The following is a 21,227-nucleotide window of genomic DNA, read 5'->3' as shown; positions in this document are numbered from 1 at the left end:
AAGAATCGCTTATCACAACCGCCCCCAAAGCGGGCAACAGAGAAAGGATCAGCATGAAAAAAAGTCTGGCACTCTTTGCAGCAGCAGCCTTGCTGGGCGGCTGCGCGACAACGAACATGAATTCGAAGAAGGAAACCGATATGATTACCCACTCCGTATTCTTTAAACTGAAACACCCTTCAGGGTCAGCAGAAGAAGCCGCATTCCTGGCCGAGGCGCAAAAGCTGGCGGCCATTCCAGGGGTTGGAACGTTCCAGGTCCTGAAAGAAACCAGCCCGAAAAATGAATTCACCTACGGTCTGACCATGCTGTTTAAAGATCAGGCGGCATACGAAGCCTATAACAACCACCCGGACCACGTCGCTTTTGTTCAGCAGATCTGGCTGAACGAGGTCGAAACTTTTCAGGAAATCGACCACATCCCCTTTGGAGAATAATGAAACGTACAGCCTTCACTTATGCCCTGTCCGCAGCGTCCATATTGGCGCTCTCTTCGTGTAAAATGCGGACCCCGCGCCAGGAATCGTGGCAGAACCCTGCATTCAAGGAGTATAAACTCGGGAAAACTCTGGTGCTGGCTACGGCAGACAGTGAATCACGCTGCATGCAATATGAGGCTCTGTTTGTCAACCAGTTGCTCGCCTATGTCGACGCCGGATCGCTGCATGCCAGCGAGCAGGTCACCGGAAAAATCGATAAAGACAATCTGGAGCGTATTCTGAAAGCCAATGCTGTGGAAACCCTGATTGTGACGAGTGTTCTTGACGGGACGAGCCGCGATGAACTCGTAGCGATCGGCTATGAAGCCCATCCCTACTCCAACGATTACTGGGGCTATTACAATTACGGGTACGCGCTGTCGGCCAATTTCGCCTCGGTGAGCAGCTACATGGAGTATGTTCTCGAAACCAACGTTTATGATGTGAAAACCAAAAAACTGGTCTGGAGCGGACGAAAAAGTATTTTTGATGACCGCTCTGATCCGGACAATATGAAAATCATCATCAACGCGGTCGTCCACGAACTGAAGCGCAAAAACATGTTTTAAAAACTGATCGAGGCAGGCCTGGCGGCCTGCCTCGCTTAAAAAACACTGACCCAGCTCTTCAGATCGGCCTATTCGGGCTTAAGCACCACGAAGGTGGGCAATCCTTGAACACCGAATTCGTTCATCACCGCCAGCGTCTTTTCGTTAGTGGGATCTTCAGCAACATATTTGATGAAGGTATAACCTTCGAGACGGGCCTTAACCATCTCATCCTTAAACGTGGTTTTATCCATTGCTTTGCAGTTCTTGCACCAGCTCGCCCAGAAATCGAGAAAGACCGGCTTTCCTGCGGCGTGCGATTCCGCGAACGCTTCAGCCAACCCGGCGTTTGAAGATCCATCAATAACAATATGCCCTTCTATCTCACCCTTGTCGGTGATGTCGGCCGGTTTAAAAGCACGGAAACTCAGATTTCCATAGTAGAGGGCAAAGAAGATAATACCCACGCCGAAACCGTATTTCACATATTCCATCCATTTTCCAGGCTTTGGAAGAAAAGCAAGGCCGGCACCGGCAAACGGCCAAGGCAGCGCCATACCGATACCCAGCACAAACGGCAGCGCCAGGCCGGCCGCAGCGTTGGCTTCATAGACATTTGTAGCCAGCAGAAGCACGGCAATCACCACCGGGGCAACACAGGCCCCCGCCAGAAGTGCCGCCACAGCCCCCATCGTCAGGGCCACTGGAAAACTGCCCTGCTTCTGCTCTCCACCGCCCATTTTTGACTGGAAGCGGGAAAAATCGATATGAAAAATATCAAACATCGCCAGTGCGAGAACGACGAAAATCAGGGCGATTCCCAAATTAAACCAGGGATTGGCCTGAATGGTTCCGAACTGGGATCCGGTCAGCACCACTGCGACACCCAACAAACCGTAAACCAGCGCAATGCCCAGACCGTAAACTCCACCCAGCGCAAATCCGCGCTTTTTGGACCCGGCCTGAGCGCCGGCACCGATAATGGCCAGATTGATTGGAACCATCGGAAGGACGCAGGGCGTCAGGTTTAGCAAGAACCCGCCGAACAGAATAAAAAAGAGGGTCAGCAACAGCCCCGACTCGCGAACAAAAGCCACGGGGTCCGTGAGAAAAAGTTTAAAGCTGCTGACTTCGCCTGCTGCACCGTCATTTTCGGCACGATCCAGAAACCCCGTAAATTCTTCGGCGCGCATATATCCCACTGCTGATCCGCCGACAGCAAACTGCTCAATTTCTGTTTTCCAATCACTGGAACCCGATTCCGCCTGAGCGGTTTCCATCGCGGACGTTGCGGAAGCCGCCGACGCTTCCAGCTCAACCACCTTGGTCTGCGGAAGGAAACAGACTTCGTCGTTACAGCCCCAGTATTTCACGTGAATCGCGGTGTCACCGCCGGGTGCAGGTTCCCAGTTGTATTCGGCGGAAAATGACGAAGCATAAACCGGCTTCGGTTTTCCGGTATTCGGATCGGTGATCTCTTTGCTTTCGGGAAGCACTGTGGCGGTCTGCTCATTTCCAAGTGCATCGAGTACCTTGAAACTGCCGGCATACAGATAATGCGCTTCCGGCACATTGACGTCGATGCGAACACGGTCGGAGTCCGGAGTAACGGTAACCTCAAAAGGATCCCCGAACTGACCGAAAGATGAATGCAGCAGCTGTAGAGTAAACAAGAATGCGAACCAGATTTTCTTCATGTGATAAGTTCCTATTTTTTATTGGTTCCTTCGACACAGCACCCAAACTATAGTTCATTCTTTTACGGGTGAAAGATTATATGAATAAATCAGTCGCACAGAGAGCCGTTGCTGCCGATGTGGTGCAGACGCTTCGGGACCGGGGACATATTGCACTTTTTGCCGGCGGCTGTGTCCGGGACGAACTCCTTGGTCGAACCCCAAAAGATTATGATGTGGCGACCGATGCCTTTCCTGAGGAAGTGGAACGCATTTTTCCGAAAACCGTACCGATCGGCAAAGCCTTCGGTGTGATTGCAGTCATCCGGGATCATCAGACCATCGAGGTGGCCACCTTCCGCGAAGAGATCGGCACGCTGGACGGACGTCACCCGGAAACCATTACCTTCTCCGCAGCCAAAGAGGATGCCCTCCGCCGCGACTTCACAATCAACGGCATGTTTTACGATCCGGTTCACGACGAACTGCACGATTATGTCCATGGACGCCGCGACCTGAAGCGCCGTCTAATCGTTGCCATCGGAAATCCCGAAGAACGCTTCCGCGAAGACCACCTGCGGATGCTGCGGGCGGTGCGTTTTGCACATACGCTGGATTTTGAAATTGAATCGGAAACGGAAAAAGCCATCCAGGCCATGGCCCCGCTTATCCGGAATATCAGTGCGGAACGCATCGAACTGGAACTGACCCGCACGCTGACCGAAAGCAACAAAGCCGGCCGCGCACTCAAACACCTGCATAAACTCGGGCTGATGCAGCAGATCCTGCCCGAACTGGTTCCAATGGACGGTCAGGAACAACCGCCGCAGTTTCATCCGGAAGGCGATGTCTTTGAACATACCTGCCTGATGCTTGATGCCATGAATGAAATTCCGCAAACCGAGGCATTCACCCGGCGCGAACTCGCCTACTCCGTCTTACTGCACGATGTCGGCAAACCGCCCACAGCGTCAATCGGCCCGGGAACCGACGGAAAAAGCCGCATCCGGTTCGATGGACACGCGGCCGTCGGCGCCCGCATGGCCGAAGATATTCTGATCCGGCTGAAGTTTCCGAATGTTGAAAAAAAGCGCATCATCACCGCCGTCGCCGGACATATGCGGTTTATGGATGTCCGGAATATGAAAGCCTCCACTCTGCGCAAAATGATCGGTGCCGACCCCTTTGAACTCGAAATGGCCCTGCATCGACTCGACTGTCTGGGCTCGCACTGCATGCTCGAAAACTATGATTTTGTGCGCGCATATCAGGAAAAAATGGCGAATGAACCGATTCTTCCGAAACCGCTGATCAATGGTCGGGATGTAATGAACCTGGGTATTGCTGAAGGCAGAACAGTCGGGCGCATTCTGAAGGCCGTGTACAATGCACAGATGGAAGATCAGGTCCGAAACCGGGAAGAGGCTCTCGCCTGGATCCGGGAAAAATATCTTTAATCCAGCACCCGGAACCCTCCGACATCCCGGGGCACCAGTTCCAGCGTACCTTTATAAAGAACAACCGGGGCCTCCACCCGTAAACGACGTCCCTCATCCACCGCATCGCGCTCCTCGCCGGACACCCGGCTGTCCCAGAAGAGCAGCTGAATGGTTCCGGTATCATCGGACATAGGATAAATCACCCCGCCGGGAATCGAACGCGGTTCCCCCAGCACCCCCTCCGCAATCACCACCCGGCCTTCCATCAGCGCATGGATGTCGCCGATCTGAATCTCTTCCGGCGGCACCTCAGCCGTTCCGGGGCACTGAATCCACTCTTCGCGGATCACCTTGAGTTCCAGACGTCCGTTATATATCTGAACAATCCCGGTGACTTCAAGCGGCTCGCCCTCCTCAACCTCCGGCGGGTTTTCCAGCCAATGGATAACATCGATCCGGCCGGTGGGATCTTCGAGCACAATTCTGTACGGCGCTTTTGAATCGGGCCGCGGCTTCCAGACGCTGGAAACGACTCCGTTCACCAGCATCGTCTCGCCTTCGCGGTCGGGTGTAATCCGCGAAATCCGGGACTCGGAACCAGCCGATTCCGTCTGACCGGTCATCCGGATGGTCGTTGCCTGGAGACTGATGCGGTTTCCCGCTCCAACCCGAAGATTTCCCTCGGCTTCCACACGGGCGCCGCCGGGCAGCGGCATATCCACCGAAACCGCCGGAACAAACACCGCGAGCTGTCCGGTTCCATCATGCACCAGATGAAAAACAGAACCGCTTTTCAATTCCCGGGCGGGTTCAAGCAGTACCCCTTCAATCCGCACCCGTTTGAAATTCATATAGGGTTTAATATCGGCCACATGCACCGTGCCGGGTTCGCGGCGGTTCACTGCACGCGAAATCACAACCGCGAGAATAATCAGGCCGCAGAAGATCCCCATGCGCGTGACGAAAGCCCACGGTTTCTTCAAACGCACACCGCAGTTTGCGCACCGATCGCTGCGCTCAACAATTTCTCCGCATCCGGAACAGCGAACCGTTTTTCCAAACTGTGGAAAGGCCTTCATCCCATTTGCTAAAACGCACCAAAGAGCACACTGCCGAACGAGGTTACCGGCGATGCTTCACGCAGGTCATCAACGGCGGCGCGGACATCTTCAACCAACAGTGTAGTTTCATTGTACAGCTTGGCATCGCGCACCAGCAGGCCAAGCGTGCCTTCACCCTGGTTGATGCCCTCAGCAATCGCCCGTGCCGCAGCCATGGTGGCATCGAAGTTCTCATAGAGCTCCGAATCTTCCGAAAGCAGTTTACCCATGGTGCTCTCGCCCTTGGCAATCCGGTCGGAAACCATACGCAGGTTTGCCATCATTGCCGAAGCATCGTTATAGACGGCTTCGTCGGTGAGCAGCTTACCCACTGTGCCCTGCCCTTCGGCAACACGGCCGACAATCCCCTTCAGATCTTCTGCCAGCACCGCCATGTTATTATACATGGTATCGTCGTTCAAAAGCTGGCCCAGCGTCCCCTGACCGCTTTCCACGGATTTAATCATGCGCTGCAGCCCATCGACGGCTTCGGAAAGTTCGGCAATCATATCAACCGGTTTGGAACCGAGAATCGTCACATTTTCCCCCAGCAGCGGTGCGTCTTCAGGCCCCTCGTAGATTTTCAGGTATTTTCCGCCGAGCATCGACGCATCGACAATTTCAATCTTATACCCATGACGCAGCTGGAGCGGAACATCCATCGTGACATAAACATGCACCCGGCTGTCTTCAAGCGCGGTCTGCTTCACGCGGCCGACATTCATGCCGCGCAGATAAACCCCATCGCCCTCGCGCAGACCGCCGACTTCAGTGAAAATGAATTCATACTGATAACTCTCGCTCCACAGCTTTTCACGGCTGAGTACAATGGTAAAAACGCTGAGGGCAATGAGCACCACAAACATAAAAAGACCCACCAGGATCTCAACGCTGACTTCACGGCTGAATTTATTCATGACTAAACTCTTCCCACCGGCCTCTCTTCGTAATGTATTGCGACTCAAGAAAGCTCTGCACCGTTTCATTTTTCGACCGGATAAAATCAGCCGGTGCAGCATTTTCCACAATCCTGCCCTGATGCAGCATCATAATACGCGAACCGATGGCCAGCGCACTGTGCAGGTCGTGGGTCACAACAACACTCGTTATACCGAGCTTTTTACGCATATCCACGATTAAATCATCGATTCGCCGGGAGGTCACCGGGTCCAGCCCGGACGTCGGCTCATCATAAAGCACAATCTTCGGATCCATGATAATGGCGCGCGCCAGACCGGCGCGTTTCTGCATCCCGCCGGAAATATCCGACGGAAACTTATCGCCGGCATCGCCGAGACCGAGCAGTTCCAGCTTTTCATCCACCCGTTGGAGAATCTCCGCGTCTTCAAGTTTTGTATGTTCACGCAGCGGAAGGGCTACATTGTCACGCACACTCATCCACTGCAGCAGGGCCGCACTCTGGAACAACACCCCGAATTTTTCGCGAACCGACCGAAGGCTCCGCCGGTTCAGATCGTTAATGATTTCGCCGTCAATCGATACAGTTCCGGAATCCGGAAGCATGAGACGGATCATGTGCTTGAGCGTAACGCTTTTCCCGGCTCCGGAAAGACCCACAACCACAAAAGTCTCGCCTTCCCCGACCTCGAAACTGACACCGTCGAGTACGTTCCGGCTTCCCAGTTTTTTTGTAACCTGATCAAACCTGATCATACGTAAAACAGCCTTGTTATCATGTAGCCCACCACCAGAATCACCAGAAAGGAAATGACGACGGAGCGCCGCGTGGCTTTCCCCACCCCCACCGCGCCTTCGGTGGTCATAAATCCCTGATGACAGGAGACGGTGGTAATGATGATTCCGAAAACGAATGCTTTAAAAAGCCCGACATACAGATCTTTATTCGTGGCAAACTGCGTGGCGTTATCCATGTAGGCCGTTACAGAAACGCCCAGCTGCGTTGCTCCGACAATCGCTCCGCCGACAATCCCGAGAATGTTGGTATACACCGCAAGCACCGGCATCATGACACACAGCGCAAACAACCGCGGCATCACAAGAAAGCGGTTGGGATTGATGCTCATCACCTCAAGCGCGGCAATCTCTTCCGAAACCGTCATGGTTCCAAGCTGCGCGGCAATGGCCGATCCGACACTGGCGGCAATGATCAGCGCCGTCATGAACGGTCCCATTTCGCGAATAATGGAAACAGCCACTGCGGACCCGATAAATTCCTCCTGCCCCCAGCGCTTAAGCTCAAGGCCGGTCTGCAAGGCAAGAATCATCCCGGTGAAGAGCGCCACCACGGAAATAACCGCGAGGCTCTTAATCCCGGTGACATACAGCTGCGAAACGGTTTCAGCCCGACTGCGTTTACCGAATGCATACCGTAGAAACCATATGGCCTCAAACAGCATGAACATGGCGTGCCCGGTATCGTGCAGCACCTGCAGTACCCTCGCCCCCAGCCGCTGGGCCGAATGCACCGGATAGCGCATATAATCTATGTGAAGACGTGTTATGGTTCCGACTCCTTATTTCCGCCGAACCACACGAAGAGAATTCGGTACCGGCGATCATCCTGCTCCTTTTTATAGCCCGCCAATCCCTTGAGCAAGCTCCATTCAAACTGCTCCTCCTCTTTATCACGCACCTGCCGGTATAATCCCCACAGAACATGATGCCCGATCTCGCCCTGATCATCGACCCGCCGGTACAGCGTCCACCACGGTGCCCAGTTCCGTTCAATACCCGGTGTATTCCGAAAAGGCCAAAGTTCCAGTGTCCGGAAACGCGACCGCTCACCGATCCGGTCCCAGCTCATCAGCGGCCACAGTTTCCAATAACCGGTAAATGCCTCACCTTCCGCATACGACCCGGAAGCTTCGGTCATGACATCGGCCTGAGAATAAAAAAACGGAATGATTTTCCGGCGTCGCTGCTCATGCGCGGCATAGGTGGTCTTATTGTTCCAGAACAGCGGCCAGAGCCAGTACTGGCGCTGCGTCGTGCCGAGCGATTTTTTCCCGTAGAACGGCCAGAAAATGCGCTTATTCATTTCCCCGCCGGCGAGCTGAACAAACGGCCATGGCGCATGCAGAATCCACTGCTTGTCACTGCCCGTATAACGGAAAAACGGAGGAAGCACCCAATAATTATCCGCCCGCTCAGTTTTGATCCGTCCATAAAACGGCACCAGAATAAACCCGCCGCCGGGATTGCGCTCGTTGGTATACCTGACCTGACTGTAAAGCGGCCACAGATAATAGGTCTTTTCAAATTCACCTTTAAGCCGGTTATGTCCGTAAAACGGAAGCACCCGGAAGCGGTCGACTTTTTCACCTTGTGCCGACGAAATCAGCGGCCAGAGCACCGTCCACGATTCCACGTCGTTGATCCGGCTGGTGTACCAGGCGGGAAAAAGCACAAACGAAGCTTCATCGCGCGCCATAAATTCATAGAGATTTCCATAGATTGGAAAAAGCGCCCAATAATTTTCCCCTTCTTTACTGGTACCGCTGAACCAGATTGGAAAAATCCAGTTTCGGTGCCGCTCCGTATCCCGCTCAAAATCGGCGGAATGTCCGAAAAACAGAAAACGGCTGTACGTTTCATCCTTGAACCCTTTACGGGTGTAAAGCGGCCAGAAATAATCCTTACGCCAGCGCTCCGGTTCCGTGGAGTGAGAATAGAACGGACGCCAGGCATAAAACGTTTCATTACTCTCTGCAACGCGGGCATAGAGCGGGTCGCCGTCGATCTGCGCAAAGGTGCTGACCGACAAAACACAAGCCAGACTGACCAGCAACCGCCTCATTCATACCTCAACGCATCAACCGGCTGCATCAGCGCTGCCCGAATGGCAGGAAGTACACCCGCCAGAATGCTGAACACCATGACAATGATGCAGACGAGAACCACATCTTCCGACGTCGTGCGTGAAGGCATCTGGCTGAACTGATAAAACTCTGCCGACATCAGGTTCGGATTGAACCGACGGAGAAATTCGAGAATCGCATCCAGATTCCCGGAAAACCAGATGCCCAATGCAGAACCCAGCACGCAGCCCAGCACCCCCTGTACAATCCCGAGAAACAGAAAAATACCGACAATTTTTCCGGAAGAAAAACCCACCGCCTTCAACAGGCCGATTTCATGCGTTTTCTGAATGCCCATATTGATCAGATTGATCGAAACACAGAAGGCCGCCACAACGGAAATCGCAATCAACAGCAGAAACATCATATTTTTTTCCACCGCCAGCGTACTGAGCATATTCTGATGAATTTCCACCCACGACCGGGTGGTCAGAAAACGGAACCAGTTGAGACTGTCGTCGGCCAACATGGCCTCACCGAGTTTTTCACGGATTTTACGGCCGGTTTCATCGACCGTAAACGGATCTTCTGTAATCAGCCGCAATGTCTCCACGCCCTCTTCGAGGGCAAACACATCGCGTGCGGTAGGTAGTGAAGAGATCATGAACTGGGAATCAATCTCATACATATCCACCGAAAAAATACCGACCACAGTCAGCTCTGCCGGAAGCCGCAGTTCATCTTCGCTTACAAAACATTCCGGCGAATAAACGGTGATCGTATCGCCGATCCCCACGCCAAGCTGCATCGCCAGCCGACTGCCGACCACCACGGTTTCCTCCTCCAGCGGGAGTTCGCCTTCAACCAGATACGATTCAATATCGGAAATCTCTTTTTCCAGTTCCGGCTCAACGCCTCGCAGCACGGCCGTAATCGCCTGACCGTAGCGCGTCATCATCACAAAACCTTCAACCGCCGGGGCTGCCGCTTTGATCTCCGGCATTTCACTCAGGACCTCCAGAACCGGCTGCGCATAGAACGTGGAATTTCCGCGGGTCGAAACCTGGATATGCGAGTCCAGCTTGATCATATGCTCTTTGTGCACATCATCAAAACCGGTCATCACCGAAAGCACCACAATAAGAATTGCAACGCCCAGCATAATGCCGCACATCGTCAGAATCGTGATAAACGACACCATCGACCGCTTCGGCTTCAGGTATTTAACGGCCAGAAAAAGTGAAATCGGAAGTTTCATTCAACAGGTGTAACACACGTTAAATATGTTCGACGAGATACTGTTTCACCAGATCGACGTCGTTGGCAATGGTTTCGCAGCGGGTTTCAGCATGCTCGAGCGCGTCGAGCGTCGGATGATGCACCGCCTCGCCGATGGCATCGATAATCGCCTGTGTAAATTTAGCCGGATGCGCCGTCGCAAGACAGATCGTCGGACTTTCCGGAGACCGGAACTTTTCAGCGACATAAACACCGACTGCTGTATGCGGATCGAGTACATACCCGTATTGCTCTTTATAGCGCTTAATGGTTTCAAGCGTGGATGCCGTATCGCCGCGGCCCGCAGCAAAAAGATCGTCGACCACACCCGTTTCATTCAGAGCCACCTTCAGTACGCCCTTGTCCTTAAAGTCATTCATCAGGTCGACGAGTTTCGCCGCGTCTTTGCCCACCTTGAAATAAAGGTAGCGTTCAAAGTTGGACGCCACCTGAATATCCATCGACGGGCTGATGGTCGGAACCGCCTGCGCCTTGCTGTATTCACCCGTATTAAAGAAACGGGTCAGAATATCGTTTTCGTTGGTGGCCAGAATCAGTTTGCTGACCGGCAGACCCATCTGCTGAGCGAGGTACCCTGCCAGAATATCGCCGAAATTGCCGGTCGGCACCGAAAACTGCACCGTAGACGCGCCGGTTTTTTCCAGGGTCCGGAAGGCGGCATAGAAATAATAAACCGTCTGCGCCAGTACGCGCGCCCAGTTGACAGAATTGACCGAACCGAGCGAATGCTCTGTTTTGAACGGCACATCGCCGAATGTCGTTTTCATGATGTTCTGGCAGTCATCGAACGATCCGTCGACCGCCAGATTGAACACATTGGCGTCCAGCACACTCGTCATCTGCTTTTCCTGCAGCGGACTCGTCCGCCCTTCCGGATGCATAATGAAAATATTGATGTTCGGCTTGCCGCGCACCCCGTGAATCGCCGCGCTGCCCGTATCGCCGGAGGTTGCGCCCAGGATATTCAGTTTCCCGCCGCGTTTTTCCAATATGTAGGCAAAAAGATTGCCCAGAAATTGCAATGCCACATCTTTAAAGGCCAGCGTCGGTCCATGAAAAAGCTCGAGGATTTGAAAATCGCCCACGTCAACCGACGGACAGACCTCCGGGTGCTCAAACGTGGCATAGGAATCGTCGATCAGCTGTTTCAAATCCGCATCCGGAATATCCGTCGCAAACAGGCGGATCACCTCAAAAGCCAGCTCGGTATAGGAGAGCTTCGACCAGGCTTCCAGTTTATTTCCAACGTCCGGAAGTTCCTGCGGCAGCAGCAGCCCGCCGTCGGGGGCCAGTCCGGTCATGACAGCATCCTGAAATTCAATGGGCTCCATCTGCCCGCGTGTACTGATATATTTCATGTGGCATTCCTCAAAAATGGTTGACGCGGGATCATTAATGACTTCCCGGAATGATGAAAGCCAAATTTGACACGCAGCTCTCCCAAAAACAAAGGGCCGGAACACTTCGACCGTAATGATCCCTTATTTTTGCTGCGGATACTCCCCAGGAACTCCGCCTTTCAAAAAATCCCTCACTAACTTTAACAACTAATTCGTCAAAATCTGTTTTACCGCCGCGGTTGTGCGCGTTAGCGTTTGATCCATTCAACGAGGATGGTTTTATGAACACGATTCAGCAAATTGAAAAAACGGCACAACAGCTTCTACCGCTTTACGTCCATCAAGATACCGACCGCCCTGACCGGCCGCTCTGGGCACATCCGGAAATTGATCAGGTGATCGAGGCCCTGCGCCTGCTGTCCGACGTCCTTTTTCCGGGCCGCCACATTCCGGAACCGTCCAACTTCAAAGATTTTTTTATTAAACAGCTGAAAAACACGACGGAACTTCTGCAGGAAGAAATTGAGAAAGCCCTGCCGTTCCGCTGGATCGGCGCAGCCTACCTTCACGACCACAAAACCCCCGAAGAAAACCTCTATATCACCGCCAATTCCATCGTAAACGAGTTTCTCTCCAAAATTCCCTATATCCGGGAAATGCTGGTGGAAGATGTCAAGGCCGCCTATAACGGCGACCCCGCCGCGCTGAGTTACGCCGAAGTCAAACTGGCCTATCCCGGTCTCGTGGCCATTACCTCTCACCGCATCGCCCACGAACTCTACAACCTCGACGTTCCGATTATCCCCCGGATTATGAGCGAATATACCCATTCCCTCACCGGTATCGACATCCATCCCGGCGCCACCATTGGAAAAGGGTTCTTCATCGATCACGGCACCGGCGTCGTTATCGGCGAAACCTGCCACATCGGCGACAACGTCAAGCTCTACCAAGGCGTCACTCTCGGTGCGAAAAGTTTCCCGCTCGACGAACACGGCCGGCCCATCAAACACATCCAGCGCCACCCGACCGTGGAAGACAACGTCATTGTCTACGCCAACAGCACCATTCTCGGCGGTGACACGGTCATCGGCGCAGGAACCACCGTCGCCGGCAACGTCTTCCTCATGGAAAGCACCCCGCCGAAGAGTCTCGTCACCCGTTCCGAAGCCGGTGTTATGATCCGCACGCGCGAAATTCACGGCCACGGACTCGGGATTTAGTTCAAGGCGGTTCTGCAGGTGGACATCATCCCCTGCAGCTCAGCCGAAAGTTCAATCCAGAAACAGCATCCCCCGCCCGGCGCCTCATCCACACCGAACCGCCCGGCGTGGGCATCGCAGATATCCGCCACCAGCGCCAGGCCGAGCCCCACGCTCTCTTTGCCGGAACCGGACGTCCGCTCGAACGGGCGAAAAACAGAAAGCCTGCGCTCCGGCGACAGCCCCGGCCCGGAATCCGTGACCGTAATCCGCGAAAATCCGTCCGTCGTTTTGGATAACCCGATCTCGATACGCCCCCCGTCCGGAGAAAATTTCAGGGCGTTATCCAGCAGATTGGCCAACGCTTCGCGCAGAAGGTCCGGAACCCCGACCTGCAGGAACGGCGTGGATCCGGCCTTCAGTTCAACCGCGATATTCCGCGTTTCCCCGATCGCCTGCCCTTCGCGCACCACGTCTTCGGCCAGTTTCCGCAGATCAACTTCCGTCAGCCCTTCCCGCAGCGCCCCGCCGGCGGCTCGCGCCAGCAGCAGCAGCTGATCCACCGTCCGGCTCAGCCGGTCGGTATCCTCCAGAATGGAGCCGATCACCCCCCGGTATTCTTCCTCCGTACGCGGATATTTCAGGCACACCTCACTGTGGGTTCGAATTGCAGCCAGCGGGTTGCGGAGCTGATGCGAGGCGTCATAGCTGAACCGATGCAGCCGGTCCAGCAGCTTCTGATAGTTATCGAACGTCTGATTCAGCGTGGCTGCCAGCCGCCCGACCTCGTCATGGGGATTCTCAACCTCAATGCGGCTGGCCAGACATCCGGCACTGATTCTTTCCGCCTGAACCACCATAGCATTCCAAGGCCGCAGCAGCAGCTTGGCCACCAGCCACGCCCCCGCAAGCCCCGTCGGAAAAAGAACCGCCATCACAATCCCCAGAACCATCAGTTCTTCCAGCTCCTCTTCCAGCAGCGCCGGATGCTGCAGAAACTCAATGAGATCGAAGAAAAACAGCGCCAGCGCAATCAGGATGAAAATGATCAGCGTATGCAGCGCCAGCCACATAAAAAAACGGAAGCGAATCGTGCGGTTTTTCATACATCCTCTTTCAGAATAAATCCGACCCCGCGCACCGTATGGAGCAAAGGCGGCTCTCCGGGCTCTTCCAGCTTCTGCCTCAAACGGGAAATATGCACATCAATGACGTTCGCCATCGAAGCCATCGCCGAATGGACCTTCCATACATTTTCCTGCAGCATCTGACGCGTGGCCACTTCGCCCCGCAGCGACACAAGATAGGCCAGCAGATCAAACTCCCGCGGCGTCAGATCCAGCAGGCGCCCCGCCCGCTCTGCCCGGCGGCTCGGCAGATCGAGGGTAAGGTCCCCGACCGACCGCTGAAGCCGGACCCGGTCCGAATGCCGAAGCTGAATACGAATGCGGGCCAGCAGTTCTTCAAACGCATACGGCTTCACCAGATAATCGTCGGCCCCGCCTTCGAGCCCCCCGACCCGGTCGGTCACCCCCGACCGGGCGGTGGTGATGATCACCGGAAGCTCGGTATCAATCGTCCGGATAAAACGAAGCAGGTCCGAACCGTCACCGTCCGGCAGCCCCATATCCAGCAGCACCAGAGCCGGAAGCTCCTCACACAGCAGGGCTTCGGCCTCTTTGACCCGACCGGCGACCGCGCAGAAATACCCCGCCTCCTCAAGTCCTCTCGAAAGACTCGCCGCAAGCTTTTCATCGTCTTCAACAAGCACGATCCGGCTGTTCTGATTCATAACCCTGCCTTTGATTTTTCCAAGGGTTGGAACCTATCACCACAGACTCCCGGGGTTCAACCTTACAAACCTTACGGGATCTTCAGATTTGTTCTTTTGAAAAACCCGGTGAGCAGGTGGATGTTGGCCTCACACCCCAAGGAGACCCGAATCATGCCCCGAATAGTATATCCGCTTTACCTGTCCTTTCTGCTGGCGCTGAGCCCCCGCGCCGACACCGCCGCTGAAACCACCGCATTCGTCACCTTCAAAGGCACCTCAACCCTCCACGATTTCGAGGGCACCGCAACCTCACAGCCCTTTGCACTCACCTTCACAGAAATCCCCGAGATCGGACAGATCCGCCTATCCGCAACCGCCGATCTGAACGTCAGCACCATGGACACCGCCAACAAAAAGCGCGACCGAAAGATGTTCACCATGCTCGACCGGGAACATTTCCAGCTGATTTCCGGCTCCCTGCCGGAAACCGTAATCCCCGTCTCCGGCAGCGGCCACGCCCGGCTGAAACTGAAAATCAGGGATACCGAACAGTACGTCGAAGCCACCCTTTCCAACTGGCAGCGGGAAGGAAATACAATCCGTGTGGATCTCACCTTTCCCGTCTCGCTGGCGGCCTTCGGCCTCAAACCGCCCTCGGTCCTCGGGATGATCCGTGTGGGCGATACCGTAAACGTAACGTGTGAAATTGAAGGAAACTGCCAATGAAAACCTATATCCACCATATCGAGCCCGTCCTCCCCCGCTATTCCTACCGCCAGGACTACGCCCGCGACCGCATGATCGACTGGATGCCCGGCAAGCGCAACCGCCGCCTGATCAAGGGCATCTACGACCACTCCGGCATCAACACCCGCTACAGCGTGCTGCCCGACTTCGGCCCCGGCGCGGAACCCGTCCTCTTCCGCGAAGATGAAAACGGCCGGATCATCGAGCCTTCAACCCGGGACCGCAACCGCTACTTTGCCGAATGCGCCCGCGAACTCGTCGTGGAGGCCGGACGCAAAGCCATCGATCACTCCAGCGGCTTTTCCGCCGCCGACATCACCCATGTCATCACGGTCTCCTGCACCGGCTTCTATAACCCCGGCCCCGACCTCGACCTCATTCTCGGGTTGGACCTGCCCGCCTCGACCGAACGGTATAACCTCGGCTTCATGGGCTGCTACGCCGCCTTTCCGGCCATGCGCATGGCCGATCAGTTCTGCCGCGCACGGCCCGACGCCGTCGTCCTCGTGGTCTGCATTGAACTCTGCTCCCTGCACATGCAGCTGAACGAAGAGGCCGACAGTCTGCTGGCCAACTCGCTGTTTGCCGATGGCGCCGCCGGCATGCTGATCAGCGCCCGCACCCCGGCGCCGGACCGGGCCGCGCTGGCCATCGATTCCTTCACCTCCGCCCTCGCGCCCGAAGGCGCCGTGGATATGGCGTGGGAAGTCGGCGACCGCGGGTTCGATATCCGCCTTTCCTCCTATGTGCCGAATATCATCGCCCAGAACATCCATGCGATCATGGACGGGGTGCTGGAAAAATCACCCTGGACCCGGGAGCAGATCGGAACCTGGGCCGTGCACCCCGGCGGCCGCTCCATTGTGGATAAGATCGAAGAGGGACTCGAGCTGTCGCCGGAAATGGTCGCCGATTCCCGGCAGGTCCTGCAGGAGTGCGGCAACATGAGCAGCGTCACTGTGCTGTTTGTACTTCAGCGCCTGCTGCAGCGCGCCGGCCTCGACGAGTCCGAACCGGTCTGCGCCATGGCCTTCGGCCCCGGCCTGACCATTGAAACCGGCCTGTTTGAACTTCAACCCGCCGCCGCATCCCGCCCCCGCATGCGCCGCTTCACCGAAACCGTTGCATAAGATCCTTAAAATTTTATCCGTGCTGTTCCCCGTTCTGATTGCGGGGTTCTCCGCCCGGTTCGCTTCCGGCCTGACCATCGAGCAGGACAACGAATCCATGCAGTCCGCCGAAGCCCGGCAGGACCCGGCCTATGTGGCCTTCCGCCGGGCCTTCGATTCGGAATACGAACTGATGCTTTCCGTCACGCGGGAACATGTGCTCGAAGAACTGCCGCATGCCGTTGAATGGCTCCGCAGTCTGGACGGCGTTCAGTCGGTCTACTTCCCGCCCGCGGCCGAGCAGGCCTCCGGTTTCCTCTCGAAAGACGGGCGGACCGCCGGTCTGCTGATTACGCTCCGTTCCGATCAGAGCAGAACCGGCCGGACCGCGCTGATGAAGACGCTGCGCACCGAAGCGCCTGCACAGATTGATGGAACCGTCCGGATCGTTGGACTGCCCCTCCTCAAAGAACGGGTGGCCCGGTATATTGCGAAGGATCAATCCACCATCATTCCTCTGTCGATCATCGTCATGATGCTTATGCTGGCCCTGCTGTTCCGCCGGGCGGCCGGCGTCGTGCTGCCGATGCTCGTGGTCGGCATGAGCCTGATCACCACCCTCGGCTTTTATGCCGCCTGCGGACTGGAGCTCAACAGCATCACCTCCCTGCTGCCGCCGGTGGTGATTGTGCTGTCCGTTTCCGTGGCCGTCCATCTGCTGGATGCCTGGAACCATGCCGTCAACGCCGGCCTCCGCGGCGATGACGCCGTGCAGAATGCGGTGAAGAATGTATGGAAGCCCTGCGTCTTCACCGCCGCCATGACCGCGGTCGGTCTGCTCTCGCTCTGCTTCAGCCCCGTCCCGGCGGTACAGCTCTTCGGTCTGTTTGCCGCAATCGGCGTTCTGCTCTCGGTCGTCTTCGGCTTTACCCTGCTGCCAACCGCACTGAGCTGGACGCCCCCACGCCCCGCGGCCGACAACCCGACCGGGATGCGCCGCTTTCTGCTGCTTCTGGCCGCGTGGCCGGCACGGTATCCCAAAACCATTCTGCTGCTCGCGGCCCTGATTACCGCGCTCAGCATCTGGGCCGGCACCACCGTCGAAAACAACACCGACCTCATCCGCTTTTTCAAGACATCCGATCCCGTATACATCGCCCATGACGAGGTCAACCGCACCCTCGGCAGCGTGCGCTCGCTCAACCTGCTGATTCAGCATGCAGACGACTGCCCGTTCAATCCGCATTCCGATGTAAAGCCGCTCAAAGCATTCACCGATCAGATCAGCCGGATCCCGGATGTGGTCCGTACAGATTCGGTTGCGGATTTCCCGCCCGATGCGCCCGCAGTACCCCCGGAGCTCCGGCGGCGCTTCATCACCGACGACGGAAAAACTCTGCAGGCCGAGGTTCACCTCGGCGACATCGGATCGGCCCGCGCTTCAGCGATCGTGGCGCGCATCCGGAGCCTGTCTGAAGAAACACTCGGAGCGGGATGGATCGTCCGGCCCACCGGGGACTACTACCAAATGGTTCGCGACTCCAATCAGCTCGTTGCCACGCTGCTGAAGAGTTTTGCGCTCTCGCTGTTCGTGGTCATGGGCTCGACCTGCCTGCTCTTCCGCTCCCTGCGCGTCCTGATTCCGGCCTTCATTCCCAACATACTGCCGGTGATCTGGGGGGCCGGCCTGATGGGCCTGTTCGGCATCGACCTCAGCACCGGCACCACCATGGTCGCGGCGGTGGTGATCGGACTGGCGGTGGACGACACCATTCACTACCTCCACCACTTCCAATCCTTCAAACACCTGCCGATTCGCGAGGCCGTGCGCTCAACCACCCTGCGGATCGGCCGCGCCCTGACCGTCTCATCAATCGTTCTGGTCGGCGGGTTCTGGATGGGCGCGTTCGGCAGTTTTATTCCCACCAACACCTTTGCCCTGCTCACCGGCAGCATGATGATTTCTGCGCTGTTCTGCGACCTGCTGGTGCTGCCCGCCTACCTGATTCTGACCCGGAGACCCTCCCATGATGAATGATGCCCATACCTACCGGCCGTCACAGCGGCTCGTCGCACTGATGTACGGCCTCGTCTGCCATCTATCCTTTGCGGCCGCCGTGGCCAGCATGGCACTGGCGCTCTTTTTCGGGATGCGCATCGGCCGCGGCCCGTTCCACGGCTGGGCCGCGCTGCCCGCCAACGTCCTGCTGATCGCCTCGTTTCCATTCGCCCACACCTGGCTGCTCTCACCGAAAGGCCGACGCTTTATGAGCCGCCTCGTCCCGCTGGGCATCGGCCCGAAACTCTCCTGGACCGTCTTTGCCACAATCTCCTCGTTTCAGCTGCTGTGCGTATTCTGGCTGTGGTCGCCCTCCGGCGTCGTATGGTGGGAAACTTCCGATGCCTGGAAAATCAGCATCGGCACAGCCGCCGCCGCGGCGTGGCTGTTGCTCGGCAAATCGATGTGGGACGCCCAGCTCGGCGTGCAGACCGGATACGTCGGCTGGAGTTCCGTCTTCCTGAACCGCAAAGCCACATACAAACCCTTCGCAACGCAGGGCCTCTACCGCTATGTCCGCCAGCCGATCTACATCTCCTTTGCGCTGCTGCTCTGGCTCGCCGCCGTCTGGACACCGGATCAGCTGGTCTTGGCGGTCACCTGGACCGGCTACTGCGTGGTCGGCGCGGTGATTAAGGAAAAGCGCTTCCTCCGCTATTTCGGCGAGGCTTTCCGCAACTACCAACACGAGGTCCCGTTCTGGTTTCCAAAGCTTGGAAAAAACAGCCCCGACGCAAAAGACACCCGCCCCAACGATTTCGATGCGGTGATCATCGGCGCAGGCCCGGTCGGCCTGCTGCTCGCCAACCTGCTCGGTCAGCAGGGACTCAACGTCCTGGTGGCCGAACGCCGCGTCAAGCCGCCGGTAGGCTCCATGGCCATCGGCATCACCCCGCCCTCGCTCAATATTCTCAGCGCGCTGCAGCTCGACACCCTCTTCGAGCAGAACGGCATTCCCATCACCAAAGCCCGGGTCTTTGAGCACGGTGATTTTCTCGGCGCGGTCGATTTTTCCGGCATCGCCGCCGACCACCGCTATATTCTTTCTCTGCCGCAGTGCGAGACCATCGCGCTCCTGAAACAAAACCTGACGCACTATCCATCGGTTCATCTGCAGGACGGCATGGAGCTGGCCGCATTTTCAGAAACCGGCGGCGGCATCCGGGTCCGGCTCAAGGATGTTGAAACCTCCTCCACCTCCGAAATCACGGCATCCTACCTCGCCGGCTGCGACGGCCACCGCAGCCAGGTCCGCCGCCTCGCCGGGATCGGTTTTCCCGGCCGCGCATACCGCTCCAGCTTTTTCATGGCGGATTTTGATGATCAAACATCGCTCGGCCGCGAAGCGCACCTCTATTTCGGGCCGGGCGGTTCCGTTGAATCGTTTCCCCTTTCCGGCAGCCGGCGCCGGTGGATCGTCCAGACCCCGGGGCAGCTCCGCCCGGAACAGGATGCGATCGGCCCGGCCGTCAGCCGGCTGGTGCACGAAAGAGCCGGATTCGATCTGCGCACCGCCGATCTCCGGTTCGAGAGTGCCTTCCAGCCGCAGCGGCGGCTGGCGCGCACCTATACCCGGGGCCGTGTGCTGCTGTGCGGCGATGCCGCCCATGTCATGAGCCCTATCGGCGGGCAGGGCATGAATACCGGATTCGCCGATGCCGACTATCTCGCCGAGGCCCTCACCGAAGCGCTCCGTTCGCCGGATAAAGCCCACAAACTGTTCGCCGCCTATAACCGGGTCCGCCGGCATGCGTTCCGCTGTGCGGCCGGCCGCGCCGCCCGCGGCATGTGGATGGGCACGCGCACCGGAAGCCTCTATTCCGGCCTGCGGAAATGGATGGCCCGTCGCATTCTGTTCCACCCCGCCGTCCGCACCAGACTCGCCCCCCATTTCGCCATGCTCACCCTGCCCGGAAACCCTCAATCAAAAGGAGCCGCATCATGAACGCCCGTTTCCACCTCAAACCGATGGATTATATCCAGACCCCCGAATCCAAACTCACCTTCAACCGGTCCCTCTTCGCCGAAGTGGCACCGAAATACGACTTCATCACCAAGGCGCTTTCGTTCGGCCGCGATACCGCGTGGAAACGCGCTCTGGTCGCCGGTCTTCCGGCTGCGGAACGGCCGGCGTGTATTGACCTCGCCTGCGGCACCGGCGATATCACCCGCCTGCTCGCCGAACGCTACCCCGACGGCGAAATCACCGGCTTCGATCTGACGCCCTCGATGCTCGACCGCGCCGCCCAACTGACCCGCAGCCGGAACATCCGCTTTCTGGAGGGCAGTATGCAGCACCTGCCGTTCGAGTCCGGAAGTTTGGATCTGGTGACCGGCGGCTATGCCCTGCGCAATGCCCCCGACCTGAACCAGACTATCGATGAAATCGCACGCGTACTCCGCCCCGGCGGAACGGCGGCATTTCTCGATTTTTCCAAACCCCGGAACGCCGCCGGACAGCGGATCACCCATTTTGCACTCAAATTCTGGGGCGGCCTCTGGGGCACTCTCCTTCACGGCAATCCGGATGTCTACGGCTATATTGCCGACAGCCTGAAACTCTATCCCGACCGCACGGAACTCCGGGAACGCTTCGAAAAACGCGGCTTCGTCCCGCAGAAACGCACCCTCCTCTTCGGCGGTATGCTCGAAATTTCACGCTTTAAAAAGGGGTAA

19 protein-coding genes are annotated in these 21,227 nt (G+C 56.9%); 9 read left to right on the top strand and 10 right to left on the bottom strand.

Annotated elements, in window-relative coordinates; genetic code table 11:
* Nucleotides 1-140: 140 nt before the first annotated feature.
* Together P9H32_RS13930 and P9H32_RS13925 are read left to right on the top strand one after the other, a co-directional pair.
* Nucleotides 141-437, top strand: coding sequence for a Dabb family protein (locus tag P9H32_RS13930; RefSeq protein ID WP_348534499.1), 297 nt, complete (start codon nucleotides 141-143; stop codon nucleotides 435-437).
* Nucleotides 437-1,048, top strand: a complete 612-nt coding sequence (locus P9H32_RS13925) for a DUF4136 domain-containing protein (protein ID WP_322609515.1) — start codon at nucleotides 437-439, stop codon at nucleotides 1,046-1,048. The genes P9H32_RS13930 and P9H32_RS13925 overlap by 1 nt, the downstream gene beginning before the upstream one ends.
* Nucleotides 1,049-1,116: 68 nt before the next feature.
* On the opposite strand, the gene P9H32_RS13920 is transcribed toward P9H32_RS13925, so the two are convergent.
* Nucleotides 1,117-2,724 carry a protein-disulfide reductase DsbD family protein gene (locus P9H32_RS13920; protein WP_322609514.1) on the bottom strand — a complete coding sequence of 536 codons (1,608 nt, stop codon included), beginning with the start codon at nucleotides 2,722-2,724 and terminating at the stop codon, nucleotides 1,117-1,119.
* Nucleotides 2,725-2,804: 80 nt separating this feature from the next.
* Between P9H32_RS13920 and P9H32_RS13915 the strand changes: the two genes are divergently transcribed.
* The gene (locus P9H32_RS13915; RefSeq protein ID WP_322609513.1) at nucleotides 2,805-4,160 is read left to right on the top strand and encodes a CCA tRNA nucleotidyltransferase; all 1,356 of its coding nucleotides are present in this window, start codon (nucleotides 2,805-2,807) and stop codon (nucleotides 4,158-4,160) included.
* Here the strand turns inward: P9H32_RS13915 and P9H32_RS13910 are convergent.
* The 7 genes from P9H32_RS13910 to thrC are packed head-to-tail and all read right to left on the bottom strand — an operon-like array spanning nucleotide 4,157 to nucleotide 11,678.
* Nucleotides 4,157-5,221, bottom strand: coding sequence for a hypothetical protein (locus tag P9H32_RS13910; protein ID WP_322609512.1), 1,065 nt, complete (start codon nucleotides 5,219-5,221; stop codon nucleotides 4,157-4,159). The two genes, P9H32_RS13915 and P9H32_RS13910, sit on opposite strands and share 4 nt — an antisense overlap.
* Nucleotides 5,222-5,229: 8 nt before the next feature.
* On the bottom strand, nucleotides 5,230-6,159 hold the full coding sequence (locus P9H32_RS13905) for an MlaD family protein (protein WP_322609511.1): 930 nt from the start codon (nucleotides 6,157-6,159) through the stop codon (nucleotides 5,230-5,232).
* Nucleotides 6,152-6,916: an ABC transporter ATP-binding protein gene (locus tag P9H32_RS13900; RefSeq protein ID WP_322609510.1), complete on the bottom strand. Its 765-nt coding sequence runs from the start codon at nucleotides 6,914-6,916 to the stop codon at nucleotides 6,152-6,154. The genes P9H32_RS13905 and P9H32_RS13900 overlap by 8 nt, the downstream gene beginning before the upstream one ends.
* The gene (locus P9H32_RS13895) at nucleotides 6,913-7,701 is read right to left on the bottom strand and encodes an MlaE family ABC transporter permease (protein ID WP_322609509.1); all 789 of its coding nucleotides are present in this window, start codon (nucleotides 7,699-7,701) and stop codon (nucleotides 6,913-6,915) included. The genes P9H32_RS13900 and P9H32_RS13895 overlap by 4 nt, the downstream gene beginning before the upstream one ends.
* 20 nt (nucleotides 7,702-7,721) lie before the next feature.
* Nucleotides 7,722-9,020, bottom strand: a complete 1,299-nt coding sequence (locus P9H32_RS13890; protein ID WP_322609508.1) for a hypothetical protein — start codon at nucleotides 9,018-9,020, stop codon at nucleotides 7,722-7,724.
* On the bottom strand, nucleotides 9,017-10,279 hold the full coding sequence (locus P9H32_RS13885) for an ABC transporter permease (protein WP_322609507.1): 1,263 nt from the start codon (nucleotides 10,277-10,279) through the stop codon (nucleotides 9,017-9,019). Before P9H32_RS13885 ends, P9H32_RS13890 begins: the two co-directional genes overlap by 4 nt.
* Before the next feature lie 19 nt (nucleotides 10,280-10,298).
* Nucleotides 10,299-11,678 (bottom strand): threonine synthase, encoded by a 1,380-nt coding sequence (thrC, locus tag P9H32_RS13880; protein WP_322609506.1) that lies wholly within the window; start codon nucleotides 11,676-11,678, stop codon nucleotides 10,299-10,301.
* Between the two features lie 263 nt (nucleotides 11,679-11,941).
* Here thrC and epsC point away from each other — a divergent pair, with 263 nt between their 5' ends.
* Nucleotides 11,942-12,883, top strand: a complete 942-nt coding sequence (gene epsC, locus P9H32_RS13875; RefSeq protein ID WP_322609505.1) for a serine O-acetyltransferase EpsC — start codon at nucleotides 11,942-11,944, stop codon at nucleotides 12,881-12,883.
* Here epsC and P9H32_RS13870 read toward each other — a convergent pair.
* Complete coding sequence (locus P9H32_RS13870; RefSeq protein WP_322609504.1) at nucleotides 12,880-13,968, bottom strand: sensor histidine kinase; 1,089 nt, start codon at nucleotides 13,966-13,968, stop codon at nucleotides 12,880-12,882. The genes epsC and P9H32_RS13870 overlap by 4 nt on opposite strands.
* Nucleotides 13,965-14,654 carry a response regulator transcription factor gene (locus tag P9H32_RS13865; RefSeq protein WP_322609503.1) on the bottom strand — a complete coding sequence of 230 codons (690 nt, stop codon included), beginning with the start codon at nucleotides 14,652-14,654 and terminating at the stop codon, nucleotides 13,965-13,967. The genes P9H32_RS13870 and P9H32_RS13865 overlap by 4 nt, the downstream gene beginning before the upstream one ends.
* Before the next feature lie 153 nt (nucleotides 14,655-14,807).
* On the opposite strand from P9H32_RS13865, the gene P9H32_RS13860 reads away from it, so the two are divergent.
* The 5 genes from P9H32_RS13860 to P9H32_RS13840 are packed head-to-tail and all read left to right on the top strand — an operon-like array spanning nucleotide 14,808 to nucleotide 21,227.
* On the top strand, nucleotides 14,808-15,362 hold the full coding sequence (locus P9H32_RS13860; RefSeq protein WP_322609502.1) for a YceI family protein: 555 nt from the start codon (nucleotides 14,808-14,810) through the stop codon (nucleotides 15,360-15,362).
* Nucleotides 15,359-16,513, top strand: coding sequence for a type III polyketide synthase (locus P9H32_RS13855; RefSeq protein ID WP_322609501.1), 1,155 nt, complete (start codon nucleotides 15,359-15,361; stop codon nucleotides 16,511-16,513). The genes P9H32_RS13860 and P9H32_RS13855 overlap by 4 nt, the downstream gene beginning before the upstream one ends.
* Nucleotides 16,506-18,530 carry an efflux RND transporter permease subunit gene (locus P9H32_RS13850; RefSeq protein ID WP_322609500.1) on the top strand — a complete coding sequence of 675 codons (2,025 nt, stop codon included), beginning with the start codon at nucleotides 16,506-16,508 and terminating at the stop codon, nucleotides 18,528-18,530. The genes P9H32_RS13855 and P9H32_RS13850 overlap by 8 nt, the downstream gene beginning before the upstream one ends.
* Nucleotides 18,520-20,496, top strand: coding sequence for an FAD-dependent monooxygenase (locus tag P9H32_RS13845; protein WP_322609499.1), 1,977 nt, complete (start codon nucleotides 18,520-18,522; stop codon nucleotides 20,494-20,496). The genes P9H32_RS13850 and P9H32_RS13845 overlap by 11 nt, the downstream gene beginning before the upstream one ends.
* Complete coding sequence (locus P9H32_RS13840; protein ID WP_322609498.1) at nucleotides 20,493-21,227, top strand: ubiquinone/menaquinone biosynthesis methyltransferase; 735 nt, start codon at nucleotides 20,493-20,495, stop codon at nucleotides 21,225-21,227. The genes P9H32_RS13845 and P9H32_RS13840 overlap by 4 nt, the downstream gene beginning before the upstream one ends.

Source organism: Pontiella agarivorans (genome assembly GCF_034531395.1).
In the GTDB taxonomy this organism is placed as follows: Bacteria; Verrucomicrobiota; Kiritimatiellia; order Kiritimatiellales; family Pontiellaceae; genus Pontiella; species Pontiella agarivorans.
The sequence above is the reverse complement of the archived record's forward strand: the minus strand, read 5'-3'. Positions and strand labels throughout refer to the sequence as shown.

Bases quoted from the DNA above. Each gene is read 5' to 3' on its own strand.
- P9H32_RS13930 (WP_348534499.1), top strand. From the start codon at position 141: ATGATTACCCACTCCGTATTCTTTAAACTGAAACACCCTTCAGGGTCA.
- P9H32_RS13925 (WP_322609515.1), top strand. From the start codon at position 437: ATGAAACGTACAGCCTTCACTTATGCCCTGTCCGCAGCGTCCATATTG.
- P9H32_RS13920 (WP_322609514.1), bottom strand. From the start codon at position 2,724: ATGAAGAAAATCTGGTTCGCATTCTTGTTTACTCTACAGCTGCTGCAT.
- P9H32_RS13915 (WP_322609513.1), top strand. From the start codon at position 2,805: ATGAATAAATCAGTCGCACAGAGAGCCGTTGCTGCCGATGTGGTGCAG.
- P9H32_RS13910 (WP_322609512.1), bottom strand. From the start codon at position 5,221: ATGAAGGCCTTTCCACAGTTTGGAAAAACGGTTCGCTGTTCCGGATGC.
- P9H32_RS13905 (WP_322609511.1), bottom strand. From the start codon at position 6,159: ATGAATAAATTCAGCCGTGAAGTCAGCGTTGAGATCCTGGTGGGTCTT.
- P9H32_RS13900 (WP_322609510.1), bottom strand. From the start codon at position 6,916: ATGATCAGGTTTGATCAGGTTACAAAAAAACTGGGAAGCCGGAACGTA.
- P9H32_RS13895 (WP_322609509.1), bottom strand. From the start codon at position 7,701: ATGCGCTATCCGGTGCATTCGGCCCAGCGGCTGGGGGCGAGGGTACTG.
- P9H32_RS13890 (WP_322609508.1), bottom strand. From the start codon at position 9,020: ATGAGGCGGTTGCTGGTCAGTCTGGCTTGTGTTTTGTCGGTCAGCACC.
- P9H32_RS13885 (WP_322609507.1), bottom strand. From the start codon at position 10,279: ATGAAACTTCCGATTTCACTTTTTCTGGCCGTTAAATACCTGAAGCCG.
- thrC (WP_322609506.1), bottom strand. From the start codon at position 11,678: ATGAAATATATCAGTACACGCGGGCAGATGGAGCCCATTGAATTTCAG.
- epsC (WP_322609505.1), top strand. From the start codon at position 11,942: ATGAACACGATTCAGCAAATTGAAAAAACGGCACAACAGCTTCTACCG.
- P9H32_RS13870 (WP_322609504.1), bottom strand. From the start codon at position 13,968: ATGAAAAACCGCACGATTCGCTTCCGTTTTTTTATGTGGCTGGCGCTG.
- P9H32_RS13865 (WP_322609503.1), bottom strand. From the start codon at position 14,654: ATGAATCAGAACAGCCGGATCGTGCTTGTTGAAGACGATGAAAAGCTT.
- P9H32_RS13860 (WP_322609502.1), top strand. From the start codon at position 14,808: ATGCCCCGAATAGTATATCCGCTTTACCTGTCCTTTCTGCTGGCGCTG.
- P9H32_RS13855 (WP_322609501.1), top strand. From the start codon at position 15,359: ATGAAAACCTATATCCACCATATCGAGCCCGTCCTCCCCCGCTATTCC.
- P9H32_RS13845 (WP_322609499.1), top strand. From the start codon at position 18,520: ATGATGAATGATGCCCATACCTACCGGCCGTCACAGCGGCTCGTCGCA.
- P9H32_RS13840 (WP_322609498.1), top strand. From the start codon at position 20,493: ATGAACGCCCGTTTCCACCTCAAACCGATGGATTATATCCAGACCCCC.